The sequence below is a fragment of the Sphingomonas leidyi genome (assembly GCF_011761945.1).
Classification (GTDB): domain Bacteria; phylum Pseudomonadota; class Alphaproteobacteria; order Sphingomonadales; family Sphingomonadaceae; genus Sphingomonas; species Sphingomonas leidyi.
Genome location: NZ_JAASQV010000003.1, coordinates 26,992 through 51,671, shown reverse-complemented (window position 1 = coordinate 51,671; position 24,680 = coordinate 26,992). Strand labels below are relative to the sequence as shown.

Genomic DNA, 24,680 nt, shown 5'->3' with positions numbered 1-24,680 from the left:
CCCCTTCCCTCAGAACTTGGTCCGGATGCCGAACGTGACGAGCCGTCCCAGGGTGCTGCCATTGGTATAGGCGGCGGCGCTGTTCAGCCAGGGTGGATCCTGGTCGAAGATGTTGTCGACGTTCAGCGTGAGCATCGCGTTCTTGATGAAGCCGTGCGCGCCCAGGTCATAGGCGAGGAAGGCATCCACCGTCTGGAACGCGCCCACCCGGGTCTGCGGCGTGACGCCGAGGATCGGGAAGCCGCCCTTGTAGTTGTACGAGGCCGAGGCGATGAACCCGCCCGACTTGCCGCCCAGCGTGGCGACGAAGGAAGTGCGGCCGACGCCGTTCTTCAGGTCGTCGGTGAACGGTCCGCCGGAAACCGCCTGCGACTTGCGGCTGAGCGTGTAGGTGCCGGCGATGCTGGCGTTGATCGCGCCGAAGCCGGTCAGCCGGGTATAGGCCAGGTTGAAGTCGAGCCCTTCGGTGTTGACCGCGCCCAGATTGTTGCGGCGCGCGTCGATCAGCACGTAAGGCGTGAGCGGACCGGTATAGAGGCTGGCGATGCTGGGCGCGCCCACCACGTTCAGGTTGCCCACCGCCGCCTGGGCCTGGGCCAGCGTCGGACGGAGGATGTAGAAGTTCGCATAGTTGGTGTTGGTGAACAGCGTCGGCGAGAGGAACGGCGCCAGGCCGATCGCGTCCTTGAACCTCACATTGTAGTAAGTGAGGTTCGCAACCAGGCCCGGGACCGCCTTCGGCGTCCAGTCGAAGCCGGCGGACCAGGTATCGGCGCGCTCGGGCTTCAGGTTCGGGTTGCCGCCTGCGAGCACGATCGTGTTGCGCAGCGGATCCAGGGGGCCGGCGCCCGGCGCGAGGAACGGGCTGTAGGGCAGCACGGTCGCGCGCGAGTCCGAGGTGTTCGTCGTGTCGGCGAGGCTCGGCGCATGGAACGAAGTGCCCCAATTGCCCCGGATCGTCAGGTCGGTGAACGGCTTGTAGTTCACGCCGAACTTCGGGTTGGTGGTGCCGCCCTGGTCGCTATAATCGTCATAGCGGACCGACGCCGAGAGCTGGAGCCCGCGCAGGCCGGGGCTGCCGTTGCCGGCGCCGACGATCGGGATCATCAGCTCGCCAAAGGCCGAGCGCACGTCGCGTGCGGCGCGCGAGGTCTTGGTATTGGCATAGGAGCCGACCGCGCCCTGGGCGATGCGCGAGGAAATGTTCTCGTAGTGATATTCGGCGCCGATCGCGAGGCGGACGTCGCCGCCCGCCAGATGCGCCAGCGAACCGTCGAGGATCAGCCGGCCCTCGGCCAGTTCCTGGGTGGCGTCGCCGTAATTCTCGTAGTTCCGGATGGCGGCGAGGGCAGCGGGGCTGCTGGACGCCAGGTCATAGGGATTGAGCGCCATGCCGGGGATCAGGCCGGCGAGCGCGAACGACGCGGTGCCGGTGTCGAGCGCGGCTTCGCGCACCAGGCTGGTGCTGCGCCCGAAATTGCTCTCCGCCCGCAGCTGCCACTTGTCGCCGATCGCGAAGGAGAAGCTGGGAGTGACGCCATAGGATTCGAAGCGCTGGCGGCTGGTCAGGCTGTTCCCATAGACGCTGGCGAACGAGAAGCTGGCGGTCTGCGAGGTCAGGCCCGCGATCGGGCGGAAGAAGGGATTGAGGGCAGTGATCGTGCCGGAGAGCATGCCCTGGGCCTGGTTCACCACCGTGTCGCGGCGGGCCCAATAGGCAGTCAAGCCGAAGGCGACATTGTCGTCGAGCTGCTGGGTCAGCGAGCCGAAGACCGAGTTGCGCTCCTCGCGCGGGAACAGGTCGGCATAGGCATTCTGGTCGCACTTGTTGACCGTGCCCGGGGTCAGCGCGGGCAGGGCATAGCTGGTCGCGCCGATCTGGATGTTGCCCGGCGCGCAGGTGGTGACGCGGAAATCGCCGCCGCCCTTCGACCGGCGATCGGCCGAGGCATAGTCGCGATCGATGCCGAGGACATTGCCGTGCCAGACATGGGCATAGGAGAGGAACAGCGAGCCGCTGCCCCAGTCCTTGCCGACGGTCAGGTTGCCGTCGACCGTCTTGTACTTGTCGGCAAAGCCGTAGCGCAGATTGGCGGAGATGCCGTCGAAGCGCTTGCGGGTGATGAAGTTCACCACGCCGCCGATCGCGTCCGAGCCGTAGATGGCCGAGCCGCCGTCCGGCACCACTTCGACGCGCTCGAGCACATCGGGGGGCAGGATCGAGGGATCTACGGTGGTCTGCAGGATGCCCGCGCCGACGCCGCGATGGCCATTGATCAGCACCAGCGTGGTGCTGCCGCCCGAAGCGCCGAGGTTGCGGATATTGGGGCGCAGGACCGGCAGGGCGAACGACGCCGAGCCCACCGGGATCGTGCCGAAATTGCCGACCTGCGGGATCTTCGCGAGCAGATCGTTGGCGGAGCTGACGCCGCGCGCGGTGATCGTGTCGCGGGTGACGCCGATCACGTTGGTGCCGGTGGGGGCGACGCCGCGCAGCAGCGTGCCGGTGACGACGATGTTGCCCTGGGCTTCGTCGGTGCCGTCATCGGCCGGCTGGGCCTCGGCCTGCGCGGCATCGGGACCTGCCGGGGCGGTCTGCGCATGCGCTGTACCGGCACAGGCCAGCATGGTGGCGAGGGCCAGCATCGAAAGCCCCGCCTGCTTCGCGAATCCGCGGACGCGCGGCTCCATGATCTCGGTGTTCATATTCCCTCCCCAATTGGTCCTTCGGACTCTCGTTTCCCGCGGGGTCAGCGCCTTGCGCGGGATGGAATCACCCGTCCGAGCGATTTTCCACAATCATTCAATCTCGATCTTTTTCGATCATGTCAATGATCAAATTAGATTGTCGACAGGGGGTCTGGGTCTTGGAAAGCGGCGGGTATCCTGCTCAATCTCAATCGGCAAGGCGGGTACGACGCGGCAAGCGCGGGGCGCGCGACAAGCCTCGCCATCCTGCCGGATGGCACCATGGCCGGAGCACGGGATCGTCCGGAAGCGAAGGGTCAGGCGAAATGGCCAGGCGCACGCACCTGGCACGCCCCATCGTCACGCTGTTGCTGCAATGGTCTTCGCGTCTCGCGCCGAAAGGGTCAGCGCGGCACTTCCGATAATGGGACATGCCGCCAGAATCCGCGGACCTCGTCGTCCTGGCCGGTAAGGTCGTAGCGCAGCAGCGACACCGGCAGGCGGCCGGTGTTCATCAGATAGTCGTGATAGTCGCGGACCGAGAAGGCGTCGCCGAGCTGGCGGCGGCGATCGACCAGCAGCTTCTGGAGCTGCATCGCGCCGATCGTATAGGTCATGCCATAGCCCGGCGGCCGGCGGATATAGATGCCGGCATCGGTGCGCGCGACATTGTCGTCCAGCCAGGGCGTCCATTGCTTCCAGAACCGCATGGTCTCGCCCACGGTCATCTCGTTGCGCTGCATCTTCACGTCGCCGATCGTGCGCGCCGCGCGGAACAGGCCGAAGACGTAGATCAGCTCGCGCGTGCGGGGCCGGTCGTCGAACAGGCCGAGCTGCAGCGCAGTCTCCTCGAGATAGAAGCCCCAGCCTTCGGTGCGGCCGCTGTCGCTCACCCGACTGCGGATCGGGTCGGTGACGCGCTTGCCGGTCATCCCGTCGAAGCGGTGGCCGGGAAAGGTGGCGTGGAGATGGTCCGGCGAGGCGTCGCGGAACTGGATCTGCTCCCAGAACATCGGCCCGGTGGGGCGCACGATCCAGGGCGCGTTGAAGCCGACTTCCCGATAGCTGCCCGGAATATAGTCCGGGATGGTGATGATCTCCTCGTCCTTCAGCCATTTGCGGATCTTGGCATCGGTGCCGGCGAGCTGCGCCTCATATTCCGCGGCGGACCTGGGCAGCTGCAGTTCGGGGAGCTTGCGGTTGCGGTGCCGCTCGGTGGCATAGTCGGCCCAGAAGCGCGTGAGCTCGCGCTCGGCCAGCATCACCACTTCGTCCGAAGTGTAGGGCATCAGCCGGACATTGGCGAGGAACCAGTCATAGGCCGGCTTGCCGACTCCGGCACGGGCGGTCATCGCCGGGCGCGCGGCGGCGAGCCAGTCGCGAAAGCCGCGGATCGCGCCTTCCGCTGCCTCGATGTCCGCCAGCAGATCGGGCTGCTGCTTCTGCGCGCGGCCGCGCAGATCGGCGAACCAGCCGATCAGCCCCTCCGGCTCCACGGCGCGATACGGCATGCCATGGCCCACGCCGTCGCCGTGCGAGAGGCCGTGGAGCGCGAGATCGGCATAGTCCGCCGCCACCGAATCCAGGTTGACCCGCGCCTGGGCCAGATAGGCGGGGATCGCCTTCAGCCGGGCGCGGAAGCGCGCGCGCGCTTCGCCCTTCGGCGGCAGGTCGGCATAGGCCAGTCGCTGCAATTCATCGACATACATGCCCGGATCGCGCGCCCAGGGCTTGAGGATGTTCAGGTTGAAATCCTCCAGGTCCATCTGCGCGCGGACGGCGAGATAATCGACCTGCTGATGGCGATCCCAGCGCGCCACGGCGAAATCCGGGAGCTGCGCCTGGAAGCCGCGCAGTTCGGCGCGGCGCCGGTCGACCGCGGCGGGGCTGTAGTCGACCACGCCATCGACCGCGGGCGGCGTGCGCCAGGCATCGAAGGCAGTGAACAGCGTGACCAGATCGGCATGGCCGCGCGCGCCCTGGGGCGGGCCGTCGGGCTGGTTGGCCGCCGGCTGCGCGGTTGCCGGCGCGACGCCGAATGCCGCCGGCGTGGCGCTCCCGGCCAGGAGCATCGCGATCGCCAATCCCCTTGCACGCATGTCCATCTCCTCCCTGTCGTCCGGGTCGCGCAGCGCTTCCATTGCCGCGTTCATTCATAATAAAACTGAAAACATGTGATTTGTAATACGATGATCCCCGGGGCGGCACTGGTCAAGAGGCACCGAATCGGTGTTATCTCGGAGGGATGCGAAGTGCTCCAGACCAATCCGAAACGATGCGAATCGGCGGAAATCTGCGCATTTTCGGCCGTTCCCCTGTGACGGCGAGAGCGTTTGGCGCGTTCCGCAGGGCGCGCGCCGCCCAGCATGGGGCACGGAAAAAACCGTGCGCAATCGCGGGTTTCCCGGCAGCTTTGTTACCAGAAAGCGACATTTTTCACATTTTTTCGTTACCCCGAATTGACCCCCTGTTCCTAATATGCTCAAAATCACGCACTTGTTCACGGAAATGGCGCGACGAACGACGCCAGAGCGGAACGAGGCAGGTGGGCGTATCCATTCGGGGAGACACGGACATGGGCGGTAAGCGGATTGCGGTGATGCGGGCGGGGTTGCGGAGCGGTTCCGCGCTGCTCGCCACCATGATGATGATGGGCACGGCGATGGCGCAGACCGCCGAGCCGGAAGCGCAGGAAGGCGAGGCGATCGTCGTCACCGGTTCGCGCATCCCGCGTCCGGACGTCGATTCGAACAGCCCGGTCAACGTGATCGGCAGCGAGGAAATCCGCCAGACCGGCACGGCCGAGACCGAGCAGCTGCTCAACGCGCTGCCCCAGGCGGTCGCCGGCGCGGGTGCCCAGTCGAATGCGGGCAACGGCTCGGCCACGGTCAACCTGCGCAACCTCGGCGCGGCGCGCACGCTGGTGCTGCAGAACGGCCGCCGCATCGTCGGCGCGAGCCAGGACGGCGTGGTCGACATCAACATGATCCCGCCGTCGCTGATCGAGCGGGTCGAGGTCGTCACCGGCGGCGCCTCGGCGGTCTATGGCTCGGACGCGATGGCCGGCGTGGTCAACTTCGTCACCAAGACCAATTTCCAGGGCCTGGAAGTCAGCGGCCAATACGGCATCAGCGAGCGGGGCGATGCCGAGCGCTACAATATCGACTTCACCGTCGGCGGCAATTTCGGCGATGGCCGCGGCAACATCGTGTTCAACGGCAGCTATTACGACCGTTCGATGGTGAAGGGCGCCGCGCGCGACCATGCCACGCTCTACCTGGTCGACGCCGTGCAGAACGGGAAGGGCGTGCTCGTCCCGGGCGGCAACGGCGTCACGCCGCAGGGCACGATCTTCACGCCGGCGCTGGTCGGCAAGCTGGACCAGTTCGGCAACACGATCGGCACCGCCGGCATCTTCTTCGCGCCCGAGGGCTGGCGCGCCTACAAGACCAGCGACGGCTTCAACGACCGTCCCTATACCAACCTCCAGATGCCGATGAAGCGCTGGTCGGGGGCGATCACCGGCCATTACGACGTGACCGACAACGTCACGGCCTTCTGGGAAGGCAATTACGTCCGCAGCGAGATCAACTCGACGCTGGGCGCGGTGCCGATGAGCAGTTCGGGCTTCCTGCCGAATTTCCAGTTCGACCTGCGCAATCCCTATCTGTCCTCGTCGCTGCGCGAGTTCCTGCGCACCAATCTCGATGGCGATGGCGACAATCTGGTTTCGCTCAACATCAATCGCCGCCTGCTCGACTTCGGCTCGCGCACCGACGATCAAACCCGCGAATTCTCGCGCTTCGTCGTCGGGCTGAAGGGCGCGCTGACCGACAAGCTGAACTGGGAGGCCTTCTACAATCAGGGCCATGTCCGGATCACCGAGGTTCAGGGCGGCGGCGTCCTGATCGACAATTTCGCCAATGCGTTCCTGACCAATCCGAGCAATCCCTATGCGTGCAAGGTGGCCGATCCGCGCTGCGTCACGATCAACCCGTTCGGGCTGATGTCGATGACCAAGCCGATGATCGACTATATCTACACCAACCTGACCAACATCACCGTCGTCGACCAGAAGCAGGCGGGCGCCAGCATCACCGGCACGCTGTTCAAGCTGCCGGCGGGCAATGTCGGCATCTCGGTGGGCGCCGAATATCGCAAGGAAAGCTCCACCTTCACGCCCGACCAGCTCTATATCCAGGGCAAGGCGCTCTCGCGCTCGGCGGGCATCCAGGCGACCGGCGGCAGCTTCGACGTCAAGGAAGTCTATGGCGAGCTCGTCGTGCCGATCCTGGCCGACCTGCCCTTCGTCCACCTGCTCGCGTTCGAGGGCGGCATCCGCTATTCGGACTATTCGACCGCAGGCGGCGTGACGTCGTGGAAGGCGGGCGGCGAGTTCTCGCCGGTGAAGAGCTTCAAGATCCGCGGTCTCTATCAGCGGGCGGTCCGTGCGCCGAACGTGATCGAGCTCTATTCGGGCGCGACCAACACCGCGCCGCAGGCGACCGACTTCTGCAACGCTACCGGGGCCAACCGCACGGCGGCCGAGCGCAGCTTCTGCATCAACTCGCTGGGCGTGCCGGCGAGCGTGATCGACGTGTTCCAGCAGGAGAATGTCCAGATCCGCGCGATCACCGGCGGCAATCCCAATCTGAAGGAGGAGACGTCGGACACCTGGTCGCTCGGCGCGGTGTTCCGTCCGGAGTTCGTGCCGAACCTCCAGCTCACCGTCGACTATTACAACATCAAGATCGACGGCGCGATCGCGGCGTTCGGCGGCGGCCTCCAGTCGGTGATCACCGCCTGCCGCGCCAATCTGTCGATGAGCAACATCTTCTGCCAGCCGCTCAACCACCGCTCGTCGGACGGGCAGCTCTATGACGTGCCGCTGCTCAATGCCAACATCGCCTCGATGAAGACCGCGGGCGTCGATTTCCGCCTCGACTATCGCCACGACATCGGTTCGCTGGGCCGGTTGAGCTATTATCTGGCCGGCAGCTATCTGATCAACAGCATCGTGCAGAGCAGCCCGATCGTCGCGGCGGTGGATTGCGCCGGCTATATCGGCGGCGGCACCTGCGGCAACGCCAACCCGAAATGGCGCTTCACCCAGCGCCTGACCTGGGACGTCTCCGATGCCTTCCAGGTCTCGCTGCGTCACCGGTTCATCGGCTCGGCGAAGGACGGGCGGATCGCAGCGGCCAAGGCCTCGGGCGGGGCGATGCCGCTGCTCGCGGTGCCGGAGACGGGCCAGATCAGCTATTTCGACCTGAGCGCGTCCTACGACATCGACAAGAGCCTGAGCATCTACGGGATGATCGACAATCTGGGCGATCACAACCCGCCGTTCCAGCTCTACGAACGCGATACCTATGATGCGATCGGTCGCCGGTTCACGATCGGCTTCCGCAAGCGGTTCTGAGGCCCCAAGCCCGGCGGCGGCGGTTGATCCCCCGTCGCCGCCGGCAACCGGCTCCGGGGCCGAAGGCGTCGACAGATGGTGAAGGTGTTGGGAAGATGATCAAGTTCAGCGTTTCCGTCCGCGCGATGTCGGCGGCTCTCATGATCGCCTCGCCGGGCGTGGCGGTGCCCGTCTTCGCCCAGCAGGCCCAGGGGCCCGTCCGGGGTACCGCCAGCGTGCCCGGCACCAGCTTCTCGATCGACGAACTCTATCGCTACAAGAGCCTCGTCGGCATCGACCCCCAGGGCTATAGCTGGGCGGCGGATGGCAGCGCGGTGCTGTTCCTGTGGAACGACGAAGGCTATGCGTTCCGCGACATCTGGGCCTGGTCGCCCAGGACCGGGCAGAAGACCCGGCTGACCTTCCTCGGCAAGGACAGCAAGCCGGAGGCGGAAGCGAGGGGCATCGCCCAGGCGGTGTTCCTCGATCATGGCCGCGTCGCCTTCACCCTGGGCGGCCAGCTCCATATCCGCGAGGCCGACGGCAAGATCGTCAAGGTCGAGGGCGACAAGCGCGGCATCCGCAAGCTCGCCGTATCGCCCGATGGCGGCAGGCTCGCCTTCCTCGCGGCCGCGCCGAACGGATCGCCAGTCGCTGCCGGCGGCCAGCTCTGGGTGCGCGACGCCGCGGCGGGGGAGGGCGCCGCCGCCACACGGCTGGCCGGCAGCGACGATCCCAAGCTCTACATCGAGGACTATAAATGGGCCGACAGCGGCAAGGCGATCGCCTTCCAGCAGGCCGACGACCGCGCCATGCCCGAGCGCGATATCTATTACGACGCCAAGGGCAAGCTGCAGAACAACCGCGTGATCCGCGCCTTTCCGGGCGAGGAGACCAGCAAGACGGTGATCGGCGTGGTCGATCTCGCCACGGCCCGGTCGCGCCTGTTCGAGCGTCCCGATCCCAAGCACGACGTGTGGGGCTATGGCCTGTCGCATGACGGCAAGCGGCTGTTCGTCAGCGGCGCCGACATGGAGGCCAAGGAACACACCATCTACCTGTACGACGCCGCCACCGGCACGCGCGAGACCTTCTACCAGCTGCGCGAGCCCAGGCATCTGCGCCCCGACTGGCAAGTCGCCTGGGCGCCGGGCGACGACGGGCTGATTATCCTCACCGATCGCGACGGCTGGCTGCAGCTCTATCACCAGAAGAAGGCGGGCCAGGCGCCGCGCCAGATCACCAGCGGCAAGTGGGAAATCGCTTCGTTCGAAGTCGATGCGAAGAACGGGCAGCTCTATTTCACCGCCAACGAATCCGCCCTGCAGGATCGCCAGCTCTACCGGGTGCCGGTGGCGGGCGGGAAGATCCAGCGGATCAGCGGCCCCGCGGGCGGCACGCACGAGCCGGTATATTCCCCCGATTTCAGCCGCATCGCCGACTGGTACAGCAACGACGACACGCCGCCCGAGCTCTATGTGATCGACACCGCGAAGCCGGGCAAGGCGGCGCAGGTCACCAAGTCGCCCCAGCCGGACTTTTACGGCCAGAGCTGGGCCAGGACGAGCTATGTCCGGTTCCCCAGCCATGTCGACGGGATCAACCTGCTCGGCCGGGTGAGCGTCCCCGCCGATTTCGATCCCGCGAAGAAATATCCGGTGATCGTCGGCTCGGTCTATTCGGACGCGGTGCGCAACCAATGGGGCGGGCGCCGCGCCCATCCGACCTGGGGGCTCGACCAGTATCTGGTCGCGCAGGGCTATATCGTCCTGACGGTCAACATCCGCGGCTCCTGGGGGCAGGGGCGCGAGCACAACCAGACGCAATATGAAAGCTATGGCGAGACGGACATCAACGATCTCGAGAGCGGCGTCCGCTATCTGATCGCCCAGGGCCATGCCGATCCGAAGCGCATCGGCATCTGGGGCTCCAGCTATGGCGGGCTGATGACGATCATGTCGCTGTCGAAGAAGCCGGGCCTCTATGCCGCGGGCATCGCCGGCGCGCCCGCCACCAATGTGTGGCACGCCTTCCCGGCGCAGATGTGGATCATGGGCCCGCCCGAGGGGCCGGACATGCCCGCGCGCTACGAGGCGCAGTCGGCGCTCTACCAGGCCAAGGGGATCCGGGATCCGCTGATGATCATCCACGGCACCCGCGATTCCGTGGTGCTCTATTCGGACACGATGGCGCTGGCCGAGCAGATGGTCCAGCGCGAGCAGATGTTCGAGCTGGTCACGCTGCCCGGCGCCAACCATGGCTGGGACGCGGAAAACATCCCGCAGACGCGCTTCTCCTTCAAGAAGATGGTCGAGTTCTTCGATCGCAACGTGAAGAACCGGAAGTAGCATGCGGGCGAGGGGCATCGCGGCCGTGATGGGAGGCGCCGCTCTGCTGGTGGCGCAGGCGGCCGCCGCCCAGCCGGCCGTCCAGCAGCTGGGCGCCGATTTCTGGGCCTGGCGCGGCACGACCCAGCCGGCGAGCAGCGACGACATCCCCCGCATCGTGCGCCCCGCGGGCTGGGTGCCCGACTGGTCGCCCGCCGGCGTCGCCGCCCAGCGCAGGCAGCTTGCCGCGTTCGAAGCGCGCTGGCAGGCGCTGGAGGCCGCCCCCCGCACCGTGGCGGAGAAAGTCGATTACCGGCTGGTCGGCTCGGCGCTGGCCCGGGTCCATTGGGAAATGGACCATGTCGCCGCCTGGCGCCGCCAGCCGCATTTCTACACGGCGCAGGCGCTCAATCCGGTGTTCGAGGTGCTGCTGCCCCTGCCGCCGGTGGCGCGTCCCCGGCTGGAGGAAGTGATCCGCCTGCTGGCCAATGCGCCCGCCATCCTTGCGGCCGGCCGGGCGAACCTCGACGACCTGCGCGGACCCTTTGTCGACGTCGCGCTCAGCCAGCTCGCCGAGGTGCCGGAGAGCCTGCGCGGCATGGCGGCGGGGCTCGATGCCTATGCCGATGCCGGCCAGAAGAAGCGGCTCAAGGCCGTGCTGGACAAGGCGATCGCCGCCTTCGCCGACTATGCCGCCTTCCTGAAATCGAAGCGTGCCGGCCTGTCCGAGCAGACGGCGGTGGGCCGGGAGAGCTATCGCTATTTCCTCGGCAATGTCGGCATCTATCCCTATTCGCCCGAGCAGCTGGTGGCGATGGGCCGCCAGGAATGGGCGCGCTCGGTGCTGTTCGAGACGCTGGAGCGCAATCGCAATGCCGGGCTGCCCGAGCTGCCGATCGGCCCCTCGATCGGCGCGGTGACCGCGCGGCTCGATGCCGAGGAGCTGAAGGTCCGCCGGTTCCTCACCGAGAAGAACCTGCTGACCGTTCCGGACTGGGTCGGCCATTACAAGGCCCAGCCTTTCCCGGCCTATCTGGCGCCGATCGGCTGGCTGGGGCGTACCTTCGACTTCACCAGCATCGACCGGACGGGGCAGGACGCGACCGTCTATCTTCCCGATCCCTCGCCCAGGCTCGGCTATTTCAACCTCTCGATCATGCGCGATCCGCGGCCGATCATCGTCCATGAAGGGGTGCCCGGCCATTTCTTCCAGCTCAGCCTCAGCTGGCGGAACGCCGATCCGCTGCGCCGCCGCTATTATGACAGCGGCGCCAACGAAGGCACCGGCTTCTATGCCGAGGAGATGATGCTCCAGGCGGGCTTCTGGGCCGATGCGCCCAAGACGCGCGAGATCATCTACAATTTCGCGCGATTGCGTGCCCTTCGGGTCGAAGTGGACGTGAAGCTGGCGTTAGGTGAATTCACCATCGCCCAGGCCGCCGACTATCTGGAGAGGATGGTCCCGATGGACCGGGCGACGGCGCGCGAGGAAGCCACCTTCTTCGCCGCCGCGCCCGGTCAGGCGATCAGCTACCAGATCGGCAAGATGCAGACGACCGAGTTCCTTGCCGAGGCGCGGGTGCGCGAAGGCAAGTCCTTCGATCTCAAGCGCTTCCACGATTATCTATGGACCAACGGCAATGTGCCGATCGCGCTGCAGAAGGAAGAGTATCTGTCGATGGTTTCGGGCGAATAGGGGCGAACAGGGGGCATGCTTTCGATGGATCTGGTAATTTTCACCGAGCCGAAATCGGGACTGTCGGCGCGCTGCCGCCTGCTTCCCGACGCGGCGCCGCAATCCTGCGATTTCCTGCGCGATCTCGCCACGCGCCGCGCGTCGTTCGAGGCGATGCACGCGATCTGGACGGGGCCGGAGATCTCGGTGCCCATGCCCTCCGCCGCACTGCCCCAGGGCATGACCCAGCCGGCGATCCCGGCCGAGAACGCCACTTCCTATCCGGGTGCGGGCGACGTGGTGCTCGCCTATCTCGCGCCGGGCAGCACCCAGGGCCTGCCGCCCGGGCCCTTTTACGACATCGGCATCTTCTACGGCGCCGGCGGCCGGCTGCTGATGCCGTTCGGCTGGATCCAGGCCAATGTCTGCGCCCGCATCCTCCCGGAGGATCTGGACAAGGCCGTGGCCGATTGCCGCACGATCCGCCGGAACGGCGCCTGCACCATCACCGTCGAGCCGGCCTGAGGGGAAGCGGACATGACCTATGCCGATCTGATGTCCGTCCTGGGCCATTGGGTGCTGCCCGGCTCGCTGATCGCGATCATGGCCTCGATGGGCCTGTCGCTCACCGCCGACGATTTTCGCCAGGTGTTCCGCAACAAGCGCGCGCTGATCTTCGGCGTCTGCTCGATGCTGATCGTGCCGCCGCTGATCGGGCTCACCCTGGCGCTCACCGTCGCGCCCACGCCGGCACTTGCGGTCGGCTTCGTGCTGCTCGCCACCACGCCGGGCGGCATGCTCTCCAATCTGTTCACCGACATGGCCAAGGGCGACCTGGCCCTGTCGATGTCGATGACGCTGCTGCTCAGCATGATCTACATCTTCGTCGTCCCCTTCTATGCGCACTTCGCGCTGAGCCACTTCATGGGGCTGGAGGCGGACGTGGAAGTGCCGCTGGCGTCGTTCTTCTGGGACATCTTCTCGATCACGGTGCTGCCCGCCGCCGCCGGCTTCACGCTGCGCGCGCTGCGCCCGGCCTTCGCGCTCACCTTCAAGAAATATCTCAAGAACGTCGCGATGGTGGTGCTGTTCAGCGCCTTCGGCATGATCCTGTTCGACCAGGTGCCGGTGCTGCGCGAGAATCTGGGCGCGCTGTTCTGGATCACCGTGGCGCTCAACCTGATCATGGTCTGTGTGGTGATGACGATCGTGCGCTTCGCCGGCTTCACCCGGCGCGAGAATATCGCGATCGGGATCGAGCATCTGATGCGGCAGGAAGGCACGGCGATCTTCATTGCGGTGAGCATCGTCGGCAACAACGAGATGTCGCTGCCGATGATCATGAACACGCCGGTGGCGCTCTGCTTCGTGCTGGCCTTCGTCACCATCGCGCGCCGCACCGAGCGCGCCGGGAGAGCCGTGTCCGCCGCCGCCTGACGTCCTTTTGAGAACAACGCCTCTTTCAGGGGCGCGCAAGAACCGCTCCCTCGCGGGGCGAACAGAGAGTTCGATAGTACATGCAAACGTCCCGTATCACGGACGTCGCGGGGGCGCTCTTGTCCCTCGCGCCGGCCTCCAGCCTCATGCTTGTGAAGGCGTGGTGATGCAGCATCAGCCCATTTCCCGCCGCAAGGGAGAAGCGCCGTCGACCATGCCGCTATGGGTCGCCACCGCGGCGCCGGGCCCGGGGCTCGCCCCGCTCGGCGCCGAGATCGAAGCGGACGTTCTCGTGATCGGCGGCGGCATCGCCGGCATGACCACTGCGCTCCATCTGGTCGAGGCCGGCGTCGACACGGTGCTGCTCGAGGCCGGGCAGCCCGGCGACCAGGCGACCGGCTGGAGCGGCGGGCTCGTCGCGCCCGACTATATCCGCCACACGCCCGAGACGATCGGCACGGTGCTCGGCCGCCACCATGGCGAGATGCTGACGCGGATGATCGGCGGATCGGCGCGCGCGGTGTTCGACCTGATCGAACGGCACGCGATCGACTGCGACGCCCGGCAGGACGGCTTCTACACGCCCGCCCATAGCGAGGGGCTCGCGCAGAGCCAGCGCGGCTATGCCGAGCAATGGCAATCGCGCGGCTATGACGTTCGCTTCGTCGAGGCGCGGGAGGCGCGGCACATGTTCGGGGTGGAGCGCTATTGCGGCGCGCTGCGCTTCGGCGAGGGCGGCAGCCTCAATCCGCTCGGCTATGTCCGCGGGCTCGCCCAGGCGGCGCTGAAGCAGGGGGCCAGGCTGTTCGGCGAGAGCCCGGTACAGGCATTGCGGCGCGAAGGCGGCCGGTGGATCGCGCGGACGCCCGGCGGCGCAGTGTCGGCGCGGCGGGTGGTGCTGGCGGCGAATGGCGGCAATGCCCGGCTGCACCCGGCATTGCGGCGCACCGCCCTGCCGCTGCACGTCGTCCAGTTCGCCACCGCGCCGCTGGACGATGTGCAGCGCGCCGCCATCCTGCCCGAGGGCGGGGCCTTCACCGACAAGGTCTCCTATCTCTTCACTGCGCGGCTCGATCCGCAGGGGCATCTGATCTCGGCCTTCCCGATGTCGTTCCTGGTGCGGGGCGACAGGGCGCATCTGCGCGAGGCACGGCGCCGGCTCCGGCAGCATTTCGCCGCGCTGTCCGATCCCCGGATCGACCATGTCTGGGAAGGGCTGGCCTGGGTGAACGCGTCGTTCCTGCCCGAGCTCTACGATCTGGGCGACGGCGCGCTGGCGATCCAGGCGGACAATGGCCGCGGCATCGGCATCAACACGCAGCTGGGCATCGAAGTGGCCGCGGCGATCGCGTCGAACAGCCGCGCGCGGCTCTCGGTCGTGCCGCGCGAGCCGCATCCGATCCGGCTCCATGCCGGCGCGGCGCTGCTGCCCAAGCTGCTGATGACGATGGCCTGGCTGTCCAATTGAGCAGGCGCCCGGCCGATCCTGGAGGAGACCGCGCATGATCCGTGCCCTGCGATTGTTCCTGCTGCCGATCGGCGCCGTGCTGCTGCTCGGCGCGGGATCGCCCGATCTCGATGCGCTGATCGCGCGCTACGAGCATTTCTCGGAGCGCTTTCCGATGGAGGCAGGCCGCTCCGATCCCTCGCATTCTCCGCAAGGCTGGCCGGTCGAGACGCCTGGCGGCATGGCCGCGCGCCGGGCCGAGCTGCTCGCGATCGACAAGGCGCTCGCCGCGCTGCCCGATGGGGCGCTCGCTTCGGAGGACAGGCGGAACCGCGATTTCCTCCGTCATATCATCGGCTGGCGCGTGGAAGGGATCGGTTTCGACGAGCGCCGCTTCGCCTTTGTCGCGCATGAGGGCTTCTACAACACGCCCTATTATACCGCGCGCGGCGTGGAGGTGCGCAGCGACGCCGATGGCCGGGCCTGGATCGCGCGGCTGCGCGGGGTGCCCGGCTATTTCGCGGAGCAGCGCGCCAATCTGGAGCGCGGCATCGCGACCGGCTGGACCCAGCCGGCGCGGGTGATCGACGTCGCGGTGGCGGTGCTGCGCAAGCAAGTGGAGCGGCCGGTGGCGGAGGATCCGCTGCTCGCGCCGTTGCGGGGGCGGGACGCGCTGCTCGCGGAAGCGCGCGAGGTGATCGAGCGCGAGATCCGCCCCGCCCAGCGCGCGATCCTGGCCTATGTCGACGGCCGCTACCGCGCGCATGCCCGCAAGGGGCTCGGCATTGCCACCATCCGCGGGGGAAGGGGCTATTACGACTTCCTCCTGCGCTATTACACGACCACGGATCTCACCGCCGAACAGGTCCATGCCCTCGGCCTCTCCGAAGTGAAGCGCATCCGCGGCGAGATGGACCGGGCGATCGCGGAGAGCGGCTTCAAGGGCAGCTTCGTCGATTGGCTGCGATTCCTGCGTACCGATCCGCGCTTCTATGCCCGAAGCCGCGAGGAACTGATCGAGAAATACAGCGCCGCCGCCAAGCGCATCGACGGCGTGCTGCCCCGCTGGTTCGCCACGCTGCCGCGCCAGCCCTTCACGGTCGAGCCGGTGCCGCCGGACCTGGAGGAAGGCTACACCACGGCGCGCTCGGGCGGCGGCGACTTCTCCAGGGGCTTTCCCGGCCGCTTCATCGTCAACACCTCGCACCTCGACCAGCGGCCGCTCTACGAGGTGCCGGCGCTGACGCTGCATGAGGCGGCACCCGGCCACCACACCCATGCCGCGATCGCGCAGGAGCATCCCGAATGGCCGAGCTTCCGCCGCCAGCGCGACCTGCTCGCCTTTCGCGAGGGCTGGGCGCTCTATGCCGAGCGGCTCGGGCACGAGATGGGCGTATATCGCGATCCCTATGAAGCGTTCGGCAGCCTGTCGACCGAGATGTGGCGCGCCTGCCGGATGGTGGTGGATACCGGCATCCATGTGATGGGCTGGAGCTATGAACGGGCGCGGGCCTGCTTCACGGAGAATACTGCGCTGGCCGACATCAACATCGATACGGAGCTGGCCCGCTATATCGGCGCGCCCGGCGGGGCGGTGGCGTACAAGGTCGGCGAGCTGCGGATCGTCGCGCTGCGCCACCGGGCCGAGGCGGCGCTGGGCGACCGCTTCGACATCCGCGCCTTTCACGACCTGATCCTGGCCCAGGGCCAGCTGCCGATGACGATGCTGGAGACGGTGGTGGACGATTGGATCGCGGCGCGGAAATAGCGTTACCCGGCGATATCGTCATCATCGTCCCCCGCGAAGACCGGGATCTCCTGCGGTTCCTCCCCCCGCGTCACCCCGGCTTTCGCCAGGGTGACGGCCGGTCACGAAGCCAGCGCCGCCCCGAGCGCCGCGCCTTCCTCGTCCGCCAGCGCCGCCTCGCGAAGGCGCCGCAGCCCGGCCGCGTCCAGCCCGCCAGCCCGGTAGCGCTCGACGATGCGGGCATAGTTGCCCAACCCCCGCTCGAACGTCTCGCCATAGCCCTTGATCAGCCTCTGGCAGCGGACGAGTTCGATCGCGGCATCGGTGTCGCTGGCGCGGATCAGCGACAGCCAGTCCTCGATCCGCGCCTGCTCGACCTGATAACGCAGCGTGCCCCGTCGCCAGCGCCGCCAGCCGGCGAGCAGCGAAAGCGCCAGGAACCAGCGCAGGCTGGTCGTCTCGACATGGCGGCCCCTGGCGAACAGCGGCGCCAGCCGGTCCGACCAGCGCTTGCTGGCGAGGAGGCGGCCGCCGATGCCCGCGGGCAGCGTTTCGCAGACCTCCTCCAGCCGCGGATGCATATATTCGGTCAGCTGGACGATCTGGTCGTCCTTCGCGCGGACCTCGCCGCGGACGCGGGCGAAACGGCTGGCGCGGACCTTGAGGTCCGCGACGCGGATCGTATCCTCATACGACATCCACAGCGCGAGATGGCGGGCGGCCTCGGCGATGAGCTCGGCATTGCTGCCCAGGCTGTCGAGCCGGTCCAGATAGAGCCGGGCATAGGCGGCGTCCTGATAGTCCATCAGCCGGCGGACTCCCTCCAGCGCCAGGAGCCGCGCCTCGCATGGGAGATCGGCTTCGATCCTTGCGGCCAGGGCGCGGCCGGCGTCGGTGGTGGGGATGATGGTCCGGACGTCCTCATCCTGCGGTTCCGGCTTCCCCTGGGCGGCATCGAATCCCGCGGCGAAACCGCGCAGATTGGCCTCTACTGCCTTGCCGCCGGCGCGGATCGCGTCCTCGAAGGCGATGCGGGGGAAGGGCAGGGCGCCGCTGCCGGCCAGCGCGCCGAACAGCACCGAGCTGATCACGCTGCCCGTGCGTTCGGCGACTGCGTCCATGTCGAAGCCGATGAAGCGCTTCGAGCGCTCTCCGGCGGCCGCCACGATGCGCTCGGCACTGGCGCGGCCGTCGCCCATCGCCGACTTCTCGGCGATGGCGTAGACTCGGTGCGTGGAGCCGATCAGTTCGGTGCGCTTCGTGACGAAGCCCCGAAGGATCGCGCGGCCCGCTTCCATCAGCTCCGAGGCAAGGACGATGTCGACATCCCCGGGGACCGGCGTGAGCGCCAGTACCGGCGGAGCTGCGCCGCCGGCCGGAATCATCTCGATATAGTAGATGGTGGCGCCCGTCCGCTGGGCGACGCCGGGAACCGAGGTGCCCTGCGTCGCATGGCCGCCCCGCTTGCCGAGCTGGACGATCCAGTCGGCAAGCACGCCGCCGCCCTGGCCGCCCAGGCCCAGCACCGCGATGGTGATGCGCTCGCGATCCGCCATCAGAAGCTCCTCGCGGCGATCGCGCGCGCCGCGCGGCGCTGGAACGTGCCGATCGCCCAGCCGCGCAGGCGCTGGCGGAAGCGGTCGCGGCGATCGGGATTGGCGATGATCCGGGCCTTGTAGAAGGAGGGGCACAGCACCGCGGCGTGGCTCACTTCGCCGCACACGCCGCAGCCCACACAGCTGTTCTCGACATGGGCTATCGGATCCTGGCGCAGCGGATCGGGATTGGGCCGGATCGTGAGCGAAGGGCAGCCGGAAAGACGGATGCAGCTATGGTCCCCGGTGCAGGTGTCGGGATCGACGCCGAAGCGCTCACGCACCACGCGCTCGCCGGCCTTCATTGCCTTGGCCACCTGCGGCTTCAGGCGGCGCTGGCGGTTGAGCTGGCATTCGGACTGGGCGACGAGCACTTTCGGCCCTTTCTCCTCGCTCGTCAGCGCCGCGCGGATCGCGTCGCGCATGCCGGCCACGTCATAGGTGCGCGTCATCGTCCGCGCCCAGCCGATGCCGATGCCGCGCACGGCCTTCTCGATCGGATTGTTGGTCTTGCGGCCCGGCGGCCTGGCGCGGGATGAAAGGATGTCCTGGCCCCCCGTGGCGGCCGAATAGCCATTGTCGACGATGATCGTCAGATTGTCGTCCTGATTGAAGACCGCGTTGCCGATGCCCGAGGTCAGTCCGTTGTGCCAGAAGCCGCCATCGCCCATGATCGCGATCGCCCGCCTGTCGCGCGGGCGGAAGGCCGAGGCGCCGGCGGTGCCCAGGCCATAGCCCATCGTCGTATTGCCGATATGGAAGGGCGGCAGGATCGAGAACAGGTGGCAGCCGATGTCGGCCGAGACGTGGAAGGCGCCGAGTTCCTTCTGCACCAGCTTCATGGCCGAGAAGATCGGGCGCTCGGGGCAGCCGGTGCAGAAGCCGGCCGGGCGCTGCGGCACCGCGCTCGGCAGCAGGGCGGGGCTGGCGGCTACGGGCGCCTCGGCAGGCGCACGTTCGGGAGCATGGGCGCGGAGGAACTGCGCCACCCCGTCGCGGATCACTGCGCCGCCATATTCTCCCGCACGGGGCAGGATTTCCTTGCCGACGATCCGCGTGGCGAGCCCGGCACGCCGGACCAGGGTGTTCAGCTCGTGCTCGATGAACTCGGGCTGCCCTTCCTCGATCACCAGCACCGCGCGCTTGCCGGCGCAGAAGTCGCGGATCTCGTCGGGGATCAGCGGATAGGTGACGTTGAGGACATGGATGGGGATCGCCGCATTCCCATAGGCGTCGGACAGGTCGAGCAGCTCCAGTGCGCGATTGAGGGAGTTGAACAGGCCGCCCTGGACGATGATGCCGATCTCGTCCGCCTCGGGCCCGAAATGCTCGTTCAGCCCATGCTCCTGCACGAAGCGGATGGCAGCGGGCCAGCGTTGCTCGATCTTCTCGATTTCGTGGAGGAAATTGGCCGGCGGCAGCACGATCCGGTCGGGATCGCGCACCGGCGCCTCGGCCGCCTCCGCCACGGTGAGCGCAGGGCGCCGATTGTCGCGCGCGACGAAGCTGCCGGTGACGTGGCAGGCCCGCACGCGCAGCTCGAGCATCACCGGCGTGTTCGAGGCTTCGGAGAGCTCGAATCCCCTTTCCACCATGTCGACGATCACCGGCAGGCTGGGCCGCGGATCGAGCAGCCACATCTGCGACTTCATCGCAAAGGCATGGGTGCGTTCCTGCATGATCGACGAGCCCTCGCCATAATCCTCGCCCAGGATGATCAGCGCCCCGCCGGTCACGCCGCCCGAAGCGACGTTGGACAGCGCGTCCGAGGCGACGTTCGTGCCGACCACCGATTTCCACGCGACCGCGCCGCGCAATGGATAGTTGACCGAGGCGGCCAGCATCGCCGCCGCCGTCGCTTCGCTCGCCGAACTCTCGAAATGGACGCCGAGTTCGCCCATGAGTTCGCTCGCGTCGGCGAACACGTCCATCAGATGGCTGATCGGCGAACCCTGATAGCCGCCGACATAGGCCACTCCGGCCTGGAGCAGCGCCTTGGTGACGGCAAGGATGCCCTCGCCATGGAAGGCCCCGCCGTCTCCCAGCCGCAATTGCTCGACTTCCGCCTTGAACGAACGCTCGGCCATCCGCTCAGCCCGCCACCAGCGCCAGGACGCGCAGCGGGCTGCCCGAACCGCCCCTGATCTTCAGCGGCGTCGCGACGATCACCGCACCGGTCGGCGGTAGCAGGTCGAGATTCTCGAGGCACTGGAGCCCATAGCGCCCAGCCGCGTGGAACAGCGTATGCGCCGGATAGGCCGGATCGAGGAGATGCGCCTGGCCGGCATCGGTGCCGATCGTCTCCACGCCCAGCCCGTGCACCGCGCGCGCGTCGATCAGGAACCGGACCGCCTCGGCCGAGGGGCCGGGCGTATGCGCCCCGTCTTCGCGGCGATTGACATAGGCATCGACCGCGCGCTTCGACCAGTCGGTGCGCAGCAGGATCCAGCTGCGCGGCGGGATGCGGCCATGCTCGGCTTCCCAGGCTTCGATATCCTCGACAGTGAGGAGATAGTCGGGGTTCTCGGCCGCGCGGGCGGAGATGTCGATCACCACCGCCGGCGCGATGAAGTCGGCGGGCGGCGCCGTGTCGACGGCGTTGTTGGGCAGGTCCTTGCCGGTGATCCAGTGGATGGGCGCATCGAAATGCGTGCCGGTATGCTCGCTGACGGTGAAGTTGTTCCAATACCAGGCGACGCCGCGTTCGTCATAGCGGGAGATCTCCTCCTGGCTGAACCCGGCGCACTGGCCGAACTCGGGCGGGAGGACGAGCGTGGGTGTGTCGGGGGACAGCGTCTGGGTGAGGTCGATGGTGCGGATCGCACCCGATGCGATGCCGGCGGCGAAACTCTCGAGCGTCTGGCTGGTCATGTCTGTCCTCCCTGGGGCTGGATCCGCGCGGGCCTGGTCATGCCGGCACGATGTCGAAGGCGATGGTGGTGCGGTGGCCGGAATCCTCGAACGGCACCGTCCCGTGGTAGAAATAGGAAGGGAACAGCACGAGCAGGCCCGGCTCGGGCCGGATCATGCGGGCGATCCGTTCGCGTTCCCCCAGGCGAAGCCCGCTCTCGCCGAACTTGAGCCAGCCCTGGCGGTGGTAATCGACCGCCTGGGGCAGGGCGACATAATAGCAGGCGCTGATCCAGCCCTGGGGATGGATGTGGTTCTCGTGGAAGCCGGCGCGGCGCAGCCGCACCGACCAGGAGCCGGAAAAGGCGAACCGGCCGGTGTTGCGGCGAAGGAAAGGGTGCTCCGCGTCTGCGGGCAGTGCGGCTAGCCAGCGGCGGACCTGCGCCTCGATCATCGCGCGCACCGCGGCGATCATCGGATCGGGCAGGGCGAACAGGTCGTCGCTGGTCTGGGTGCCGCCGCGCAGCGTCTGCCCGAGCGGCTGCTGCTGGTCGCGGTGACGCGCGGTGAGCGCCGCGTCGAGCCGCGCGTTGAAGCCGGCGGCGTCGCCATCGGGCGGAGCCAGCCGGCTCGCCGAGACGAGACGCTCGGCATCGTTCAGCCAGGCATCGCGCGGATCGCCGGTGAAGCGCCAGGCGAGGCCCTGAAGCGCGAGCGCCTGCTGGTCGAACGGATCGGCGGCGAGCAGGGGCTCCAGCCGGGCCAGCGCTTCGGCGGGGCGATCGAGGATGATGTGCGATCGGGCAGCTTCGCGCGCGGCGGGGGCGAAACCGGGATCGCGGGCGAGCGCGGCATCGAACTCCAGGAGCGCGGCCTGCGCTTCGCCCAGCGACCAGCGGGCCCGGCCGAACTGGCAGCGCAGTTCCGGCCCGGCGCGATCGGCGTGCGGCGCGAGCAGCGCCGCGGCACCTGCCGCGTCCCCGGCGAGCAGCAGCCGGTCGGCCAGATCGCAGAGCAGCCCTTCATTGCCCGGAAAGCGGGCCAGCGCGGCGCGATAGCTGGCCAGCCAGGCTGCGCCGCGGCCCTGCCGCCACAACAGGTTGTTGAGCGATTCATGTGCGGCGCGATCGGCGGGGCGCAGGGTGATCGCGCGTTCATAGGAGACAATGGCGGCGTCGACCCGGCCCAGGTCCTGCAGGCAATGGCCGAGGACATAGGCGATATCCGGATTGGCCGGATCGATCTCGGCCGCGCGGGCGAGCAGGGGCAAGGCTTCTTCCGGCCAACCGGCAAGGCGCAGCACAACGCCCAGATTGAGCAGCGTGGCGACATGGTCGGGCCGCAATGCGAGCGCGGTGCGGAAGGCGGCGATGGCGTGATCGAGCTCGCCACGCTCCCGCCGGGCCTGGCCGAGCGTGGCCCAGGCGCGTGCGTTGCGCGGATCGCGGCGCAGCAGCGGGGCGAGCGTCTCGCAGGCGGATCGCGGTTCCCCGGCGGCGAGCAGGGCGATCGCCAGGTTCACCCGGGCCTCGTCATAGGCAGGCGCGAGCGCCAGCGCGTCGCGATAGGCTTGCGCCGCGCCGGTGGAGTCGCCCAGGTCGCCAAGGCTGTTCCCGAGATTGTTGTGCACATGGGGCTGATCCGGAGCGGCCGCGAGCGAGCGGCGGAAGAGCGCTACCGCCGCCTCGTGCCGGCCTGCCCGTCGCGCGATCATGCCGAGCAGCTGAAGCGCGTCGGGATTCTCGGGAGCGAGATCCAGCACATGCAGGAGAATGGTCTCGGCCGCTCCGGCCTGGCCGTCGCGTGCCAGCCCCATGGCATGCTGCAGGGCTTCGCCAAGCGCCTGCGCGCCGAGACCGTTCGGCTCCGCTGGCGGAGATGCCGGGCCTTGCTGTCGCGGTGCCTGTTCCATCGAACGCGATTCCCATGGCGGGTCTCCTTCCGGGAGCCCGCCGAAGGGGAAAGGTTGCAAATGCCCCTTGTTTCGTCAAGGGAATCACGCTTTAAATCATGTGTAATTGGGAATGATAGGGGTGTCGCCATGAGAGGATCGGGGAAGCGCGGTGCGGTTCGGAAGCAGCTTCTGCGAGGGGCGGCGATCTCGGCGGCGCTGCTGGTCGGGGTGCTGACGCCGCATCTCGCGCATGCGCAGCGCGCGATCCCCGAGACGACGGACGATGTCCGCCGCCTGCCGATCCCCCCGGTCGACCGCAGCCACGAGCCGGTGATCATACTCGCCGGCGGGACCCTGCTCGACGGCCGGGGCGGCGCGCCGATCCCGAACGCGGTGATCGTGCTCCAGGGCGACCGGATACTTGCCGCCGGACCGGCCGGCACCTCCGTGCCCGCCAATGCGGCGCGGACGATCGATGCGCGGGGGCTGTGGATCCTGCCGGGCCTGATCGACCTGCACATCCATTTCACCCAGCAGCGCGGCACCGACATGGGCCGCTATTCGGACAGCCCGGCCGCCGCGGCGATCCGCGGCACCGTGCTGGCCGAGCAGATGGTCACCGCGGGCATCACCGCCGCGCGCGACGTGGGTACGATGGATGACGTGGCGCTGCGCATCAAGGAAGCGGTGGATCGCGGCATGATCCGGGGCCCGCGCGTGCTGTGGAGCGGCAAGCTGATCGCCAGCACGGGCGGCCATGGCGACGAAGTGACCTCTACCGCCACCGGCCGCGAAAAGCCCAATCTCGGCGGCGATCCGCACGGGGTCGACGGGCCGTGGGAATGGCGCAAGGCGGTGCGCGAGCAGGTCCGGCGCCTGTCCGACTGGATCAAGATCAGCGCGCCCGCCGCCAGGGAGGAACTGGCCGCGGCGATCGACGAGGCGCATTCGCTCGGCGTGCCGGTCGCGATCGACAGCTATGGCAAATATACTGACTGGGCGATCGAGGCGGGAGTCGACACGCTCGAGCATCCGCTGCTGCTAAGCGACCAGGCCGTGCCGCTGATGAAGAAGCACGGCACCGCCTTCGTGCCGACGATCGGCGCGTTCGACAATCTGCTGGAGGGCGGCTATCCGACCGCGGGCATCCCCGGCGGCGGCTTCTACTACACGCATTCGCGCCGCTTCGTGATCAACCAGCAGGATCATCTGAAGCGCGTGAACGAGGCATGGCGCGCCGGCGTGCCGATCGGCGTGGGCACCGATATCCCGTTCGAGAATGAATGGCGCTATCCGGACGCCTATTTCCGCGAGCTCGATTATCTCCACCAGGCAGGCATGACCAATGCCGATGTGCTCGCCTCCGCCACCAGCACCGGCGCGAGGATCCTGCGCATGGGCGACAAGCTGGGCACGATCGAGCCGGGCAAGATCGCCGACATCCTGGTTGTCGGCGCCAATCCGCTGGATTCGCTGAAGAACCTGCGCGACGTCCGCTATGTGGTCGCCGATGGCAAGGTGGTGGTGGAGAACGGGCCCCGTTGAGCGCGCGTCGCCCATCGTCCCCCGGGTGACGGCGCGCGGGATGAATCCGGCCCGGTCGCCCGGGCCGGGCTTCC

At 67.9% G+C, this 24,680-nt stretch carries 14 protein-coding genes; 8 read left to right on the top strand and 6 right to left on the bottom strand.

Features of this window, described 5'->3' with window-relative positions:
- Positions 1–9: 9 nt before the first annotated feature.
- Entirely contained in the window at positions 10–2,706 is a 2,697-nt protein-coding gene (locus FHR20_RS15670) for a TonB-dependent receptor domain-containing protein (RefSeq protein ID WP_167300582.1), read from the bottom strand.
- Between the two features lie 386 nt (positions 2,707–3,092).
- Positions 3,093–4,829, bottom strand: coding sequence for a DUF885 family protein (locus FHR20_RS15665; protein ID WP_167300581.1), 1,737 nt, complete (start codon positions 4,827–4,829; stop codon positions 3,093–3,095).
- A 434-nt stretch (positions 4,830–5,263) separates the two neighbouring features.
- On the opposite strand from FHR20_RS15665, the gene FHR20_RS15660 reads away from it, so the two are divergent.
- The 7 genes from FHR20_RS15660 to FHR20_RS15630 all read left to right on the top strand — a co-directional run bounded on the left by FHR20_RS15660 (position 5,264) and on the right by FHR20_RS15630 (position 16,743).
- A complete protein-coding gene (locus tag FHR20_RS15660; protein ID WP_167300580.1) occupies positions 5,264–8,110 on the top strand; it encodes a TonB-dependent receptor plug domain-containing protein in 2,847 nt (948 codons plus the stop codon).
- 95 nt (positions 8,111–8,205) lie between these two features.
- On the top strand, positions 8,206–10,437 hold the full coding sequence (locus FHR20_RS15655; protein WP_167300579.1) for a S9 family peptidase: 2,232 nt from the start codon (positions 8,206–8,208) through the stop codon (positions 10,435–10,437).
- A gap of 28 nt (positions 10,438–10,465) precedes the next feature.
- The gene (locus FHR20_RS15650; protein ID WP_167300578.1) at positions 10,466–12,112 is read left to right on the top strand and encodes a DUF885 family protein; all 1,647 of its coding nucleotides are present in this window, start codon (positions 10,466–10,468) and stop codon (positions 12,110–12,112) included.
- A gap of 24 nt (positions 12,113–12,136) precedes the next feature.
- Positions 12,137–12,616, top strand: coding sequence for a DUF3830 family protein (locus tag FHR20_RS15645; RefSeq protein ID WP_167300577.1), 480 nt, complete (start codon positions 12,137–12,139; stop codon positions 12,614–12,616).
- A 12-nt stretch (positions 12,617–12,628) separates the two neighbouring features.
- On the top strand, positions 12,629–13,528 hold the full coding sequence (locus FHR20_RS15640; RefSeq protein ID WP_167300576.1) for a bile acid:sodium symporter family protein: 900 nt from the start codon (positions 12,629–12,631) through the stop codon (positions 13,526–13,528).
- 166 nt (positions 13,529–13,694) lie between these two features.
- Complete coding sequence (locus FHR20_RS15635; RefSeq protein ID WP_167300575.1) at positions 13,695–14,996, top strand: NAD(P)/FAD-dependent oxidoreductase; 1,302 nt, start codon at positions 13,695–13,697, stop codon at positions 14,994–14,996.
- Positions 14,997–15,030: 34 nt separating this feature from the next.
- Positions 15,031–16,743, top strand: coding sequence for a DUF885 domain-containing protein (locus FHR20_RS15630; protein WP_167300574.1), 1,713 nt, complete (start codon positions 15,031–15,033; stop codon positions 16,741–16,743).
- Between the two features lie 101 nt (positions 16,744–16,844).
- On the opposite strand, the gene FHR20_RS15625 is transcribed toward FHR20_RS15630, so the two are convergent.
- Genes FHR20_RS15625 through FHR20_RS15610 form a run of 4 tightly spaced genes read right to left on the bottom strand, consistent with a single transcriptional unit; the run spans position 16,845 to position 22,983 of the window.
- Complete coding sequence (locus FHR20_RS15625) at positions 16,845–18,278, bottom strand: indolepyruvate oxidoreductase subunit beta family protein (protein ID WP_167300573.1); 1,434 nt, start codon at positions 18,276–18,278, stop codon at positions 16,845–16,847.
- A complete protein-coding gene (locus FHR20_RS15620) occupies positions 18,278–20,404 on the bottom strand; it encodes an indolepyruvate ferredoxin oxidoreductase subunit alpha (RefSeq protein WP_167300572.1) in 2,127 nt (708 codons plus the stop codon). Before FHR20_RS15620 ends, FHR20_RS15625 begins: the two co-directional genes overlap by 1 nt.
- Before the next feature lie 4 nt (positions 20,405–20,408).
- Positions 20,409–21,188 carry a cyclase family protein gene (locus FHR20_RS15615; RefSeq protein ID WP_167300571.1) on the bottom strand — a complete coding sequence of 260 codons (780 nt, stop codon included), beginning with the start codon at positions 21,186–21,188 and terminating at the stop codon, positions 20,409–20,411.
- Between the two features lie 37 nt (positions 21,189–21,225).
- Positions 21,226–22,983 (bottom strand): tetratricopeptide repeat protein, encoded by a 1,758-nt coding sequence (locus tag FHR20_RS15610; RefSeq protein ID WP_167300570.1) that lies wholly within the window; start codon positions 22,981–22,983, stop codon positions 21,226–21,228.
- 225 nt (positions 22,984–23,208) lie between these two features.
- On the opposite strand from FHR20_RS15610, the gene FHR20_RS15605 reads away from it, so the two are divergent.
- Positions 23,209–24,606 carry an amidohydrolase family protein gene (locus FHR20_RS15605; protein WP_167300569.1) on the top strand — a complete coding sequence of 466 codons (1,398 nt, stop codon included), beginning with the start codon at positions 23,209–23,211 and terminating at the stop codon, positions 24,604–24,606.
- The last annotated feature ends 74 nt before the right edge of the window (positions 24,607–24,680 follow it).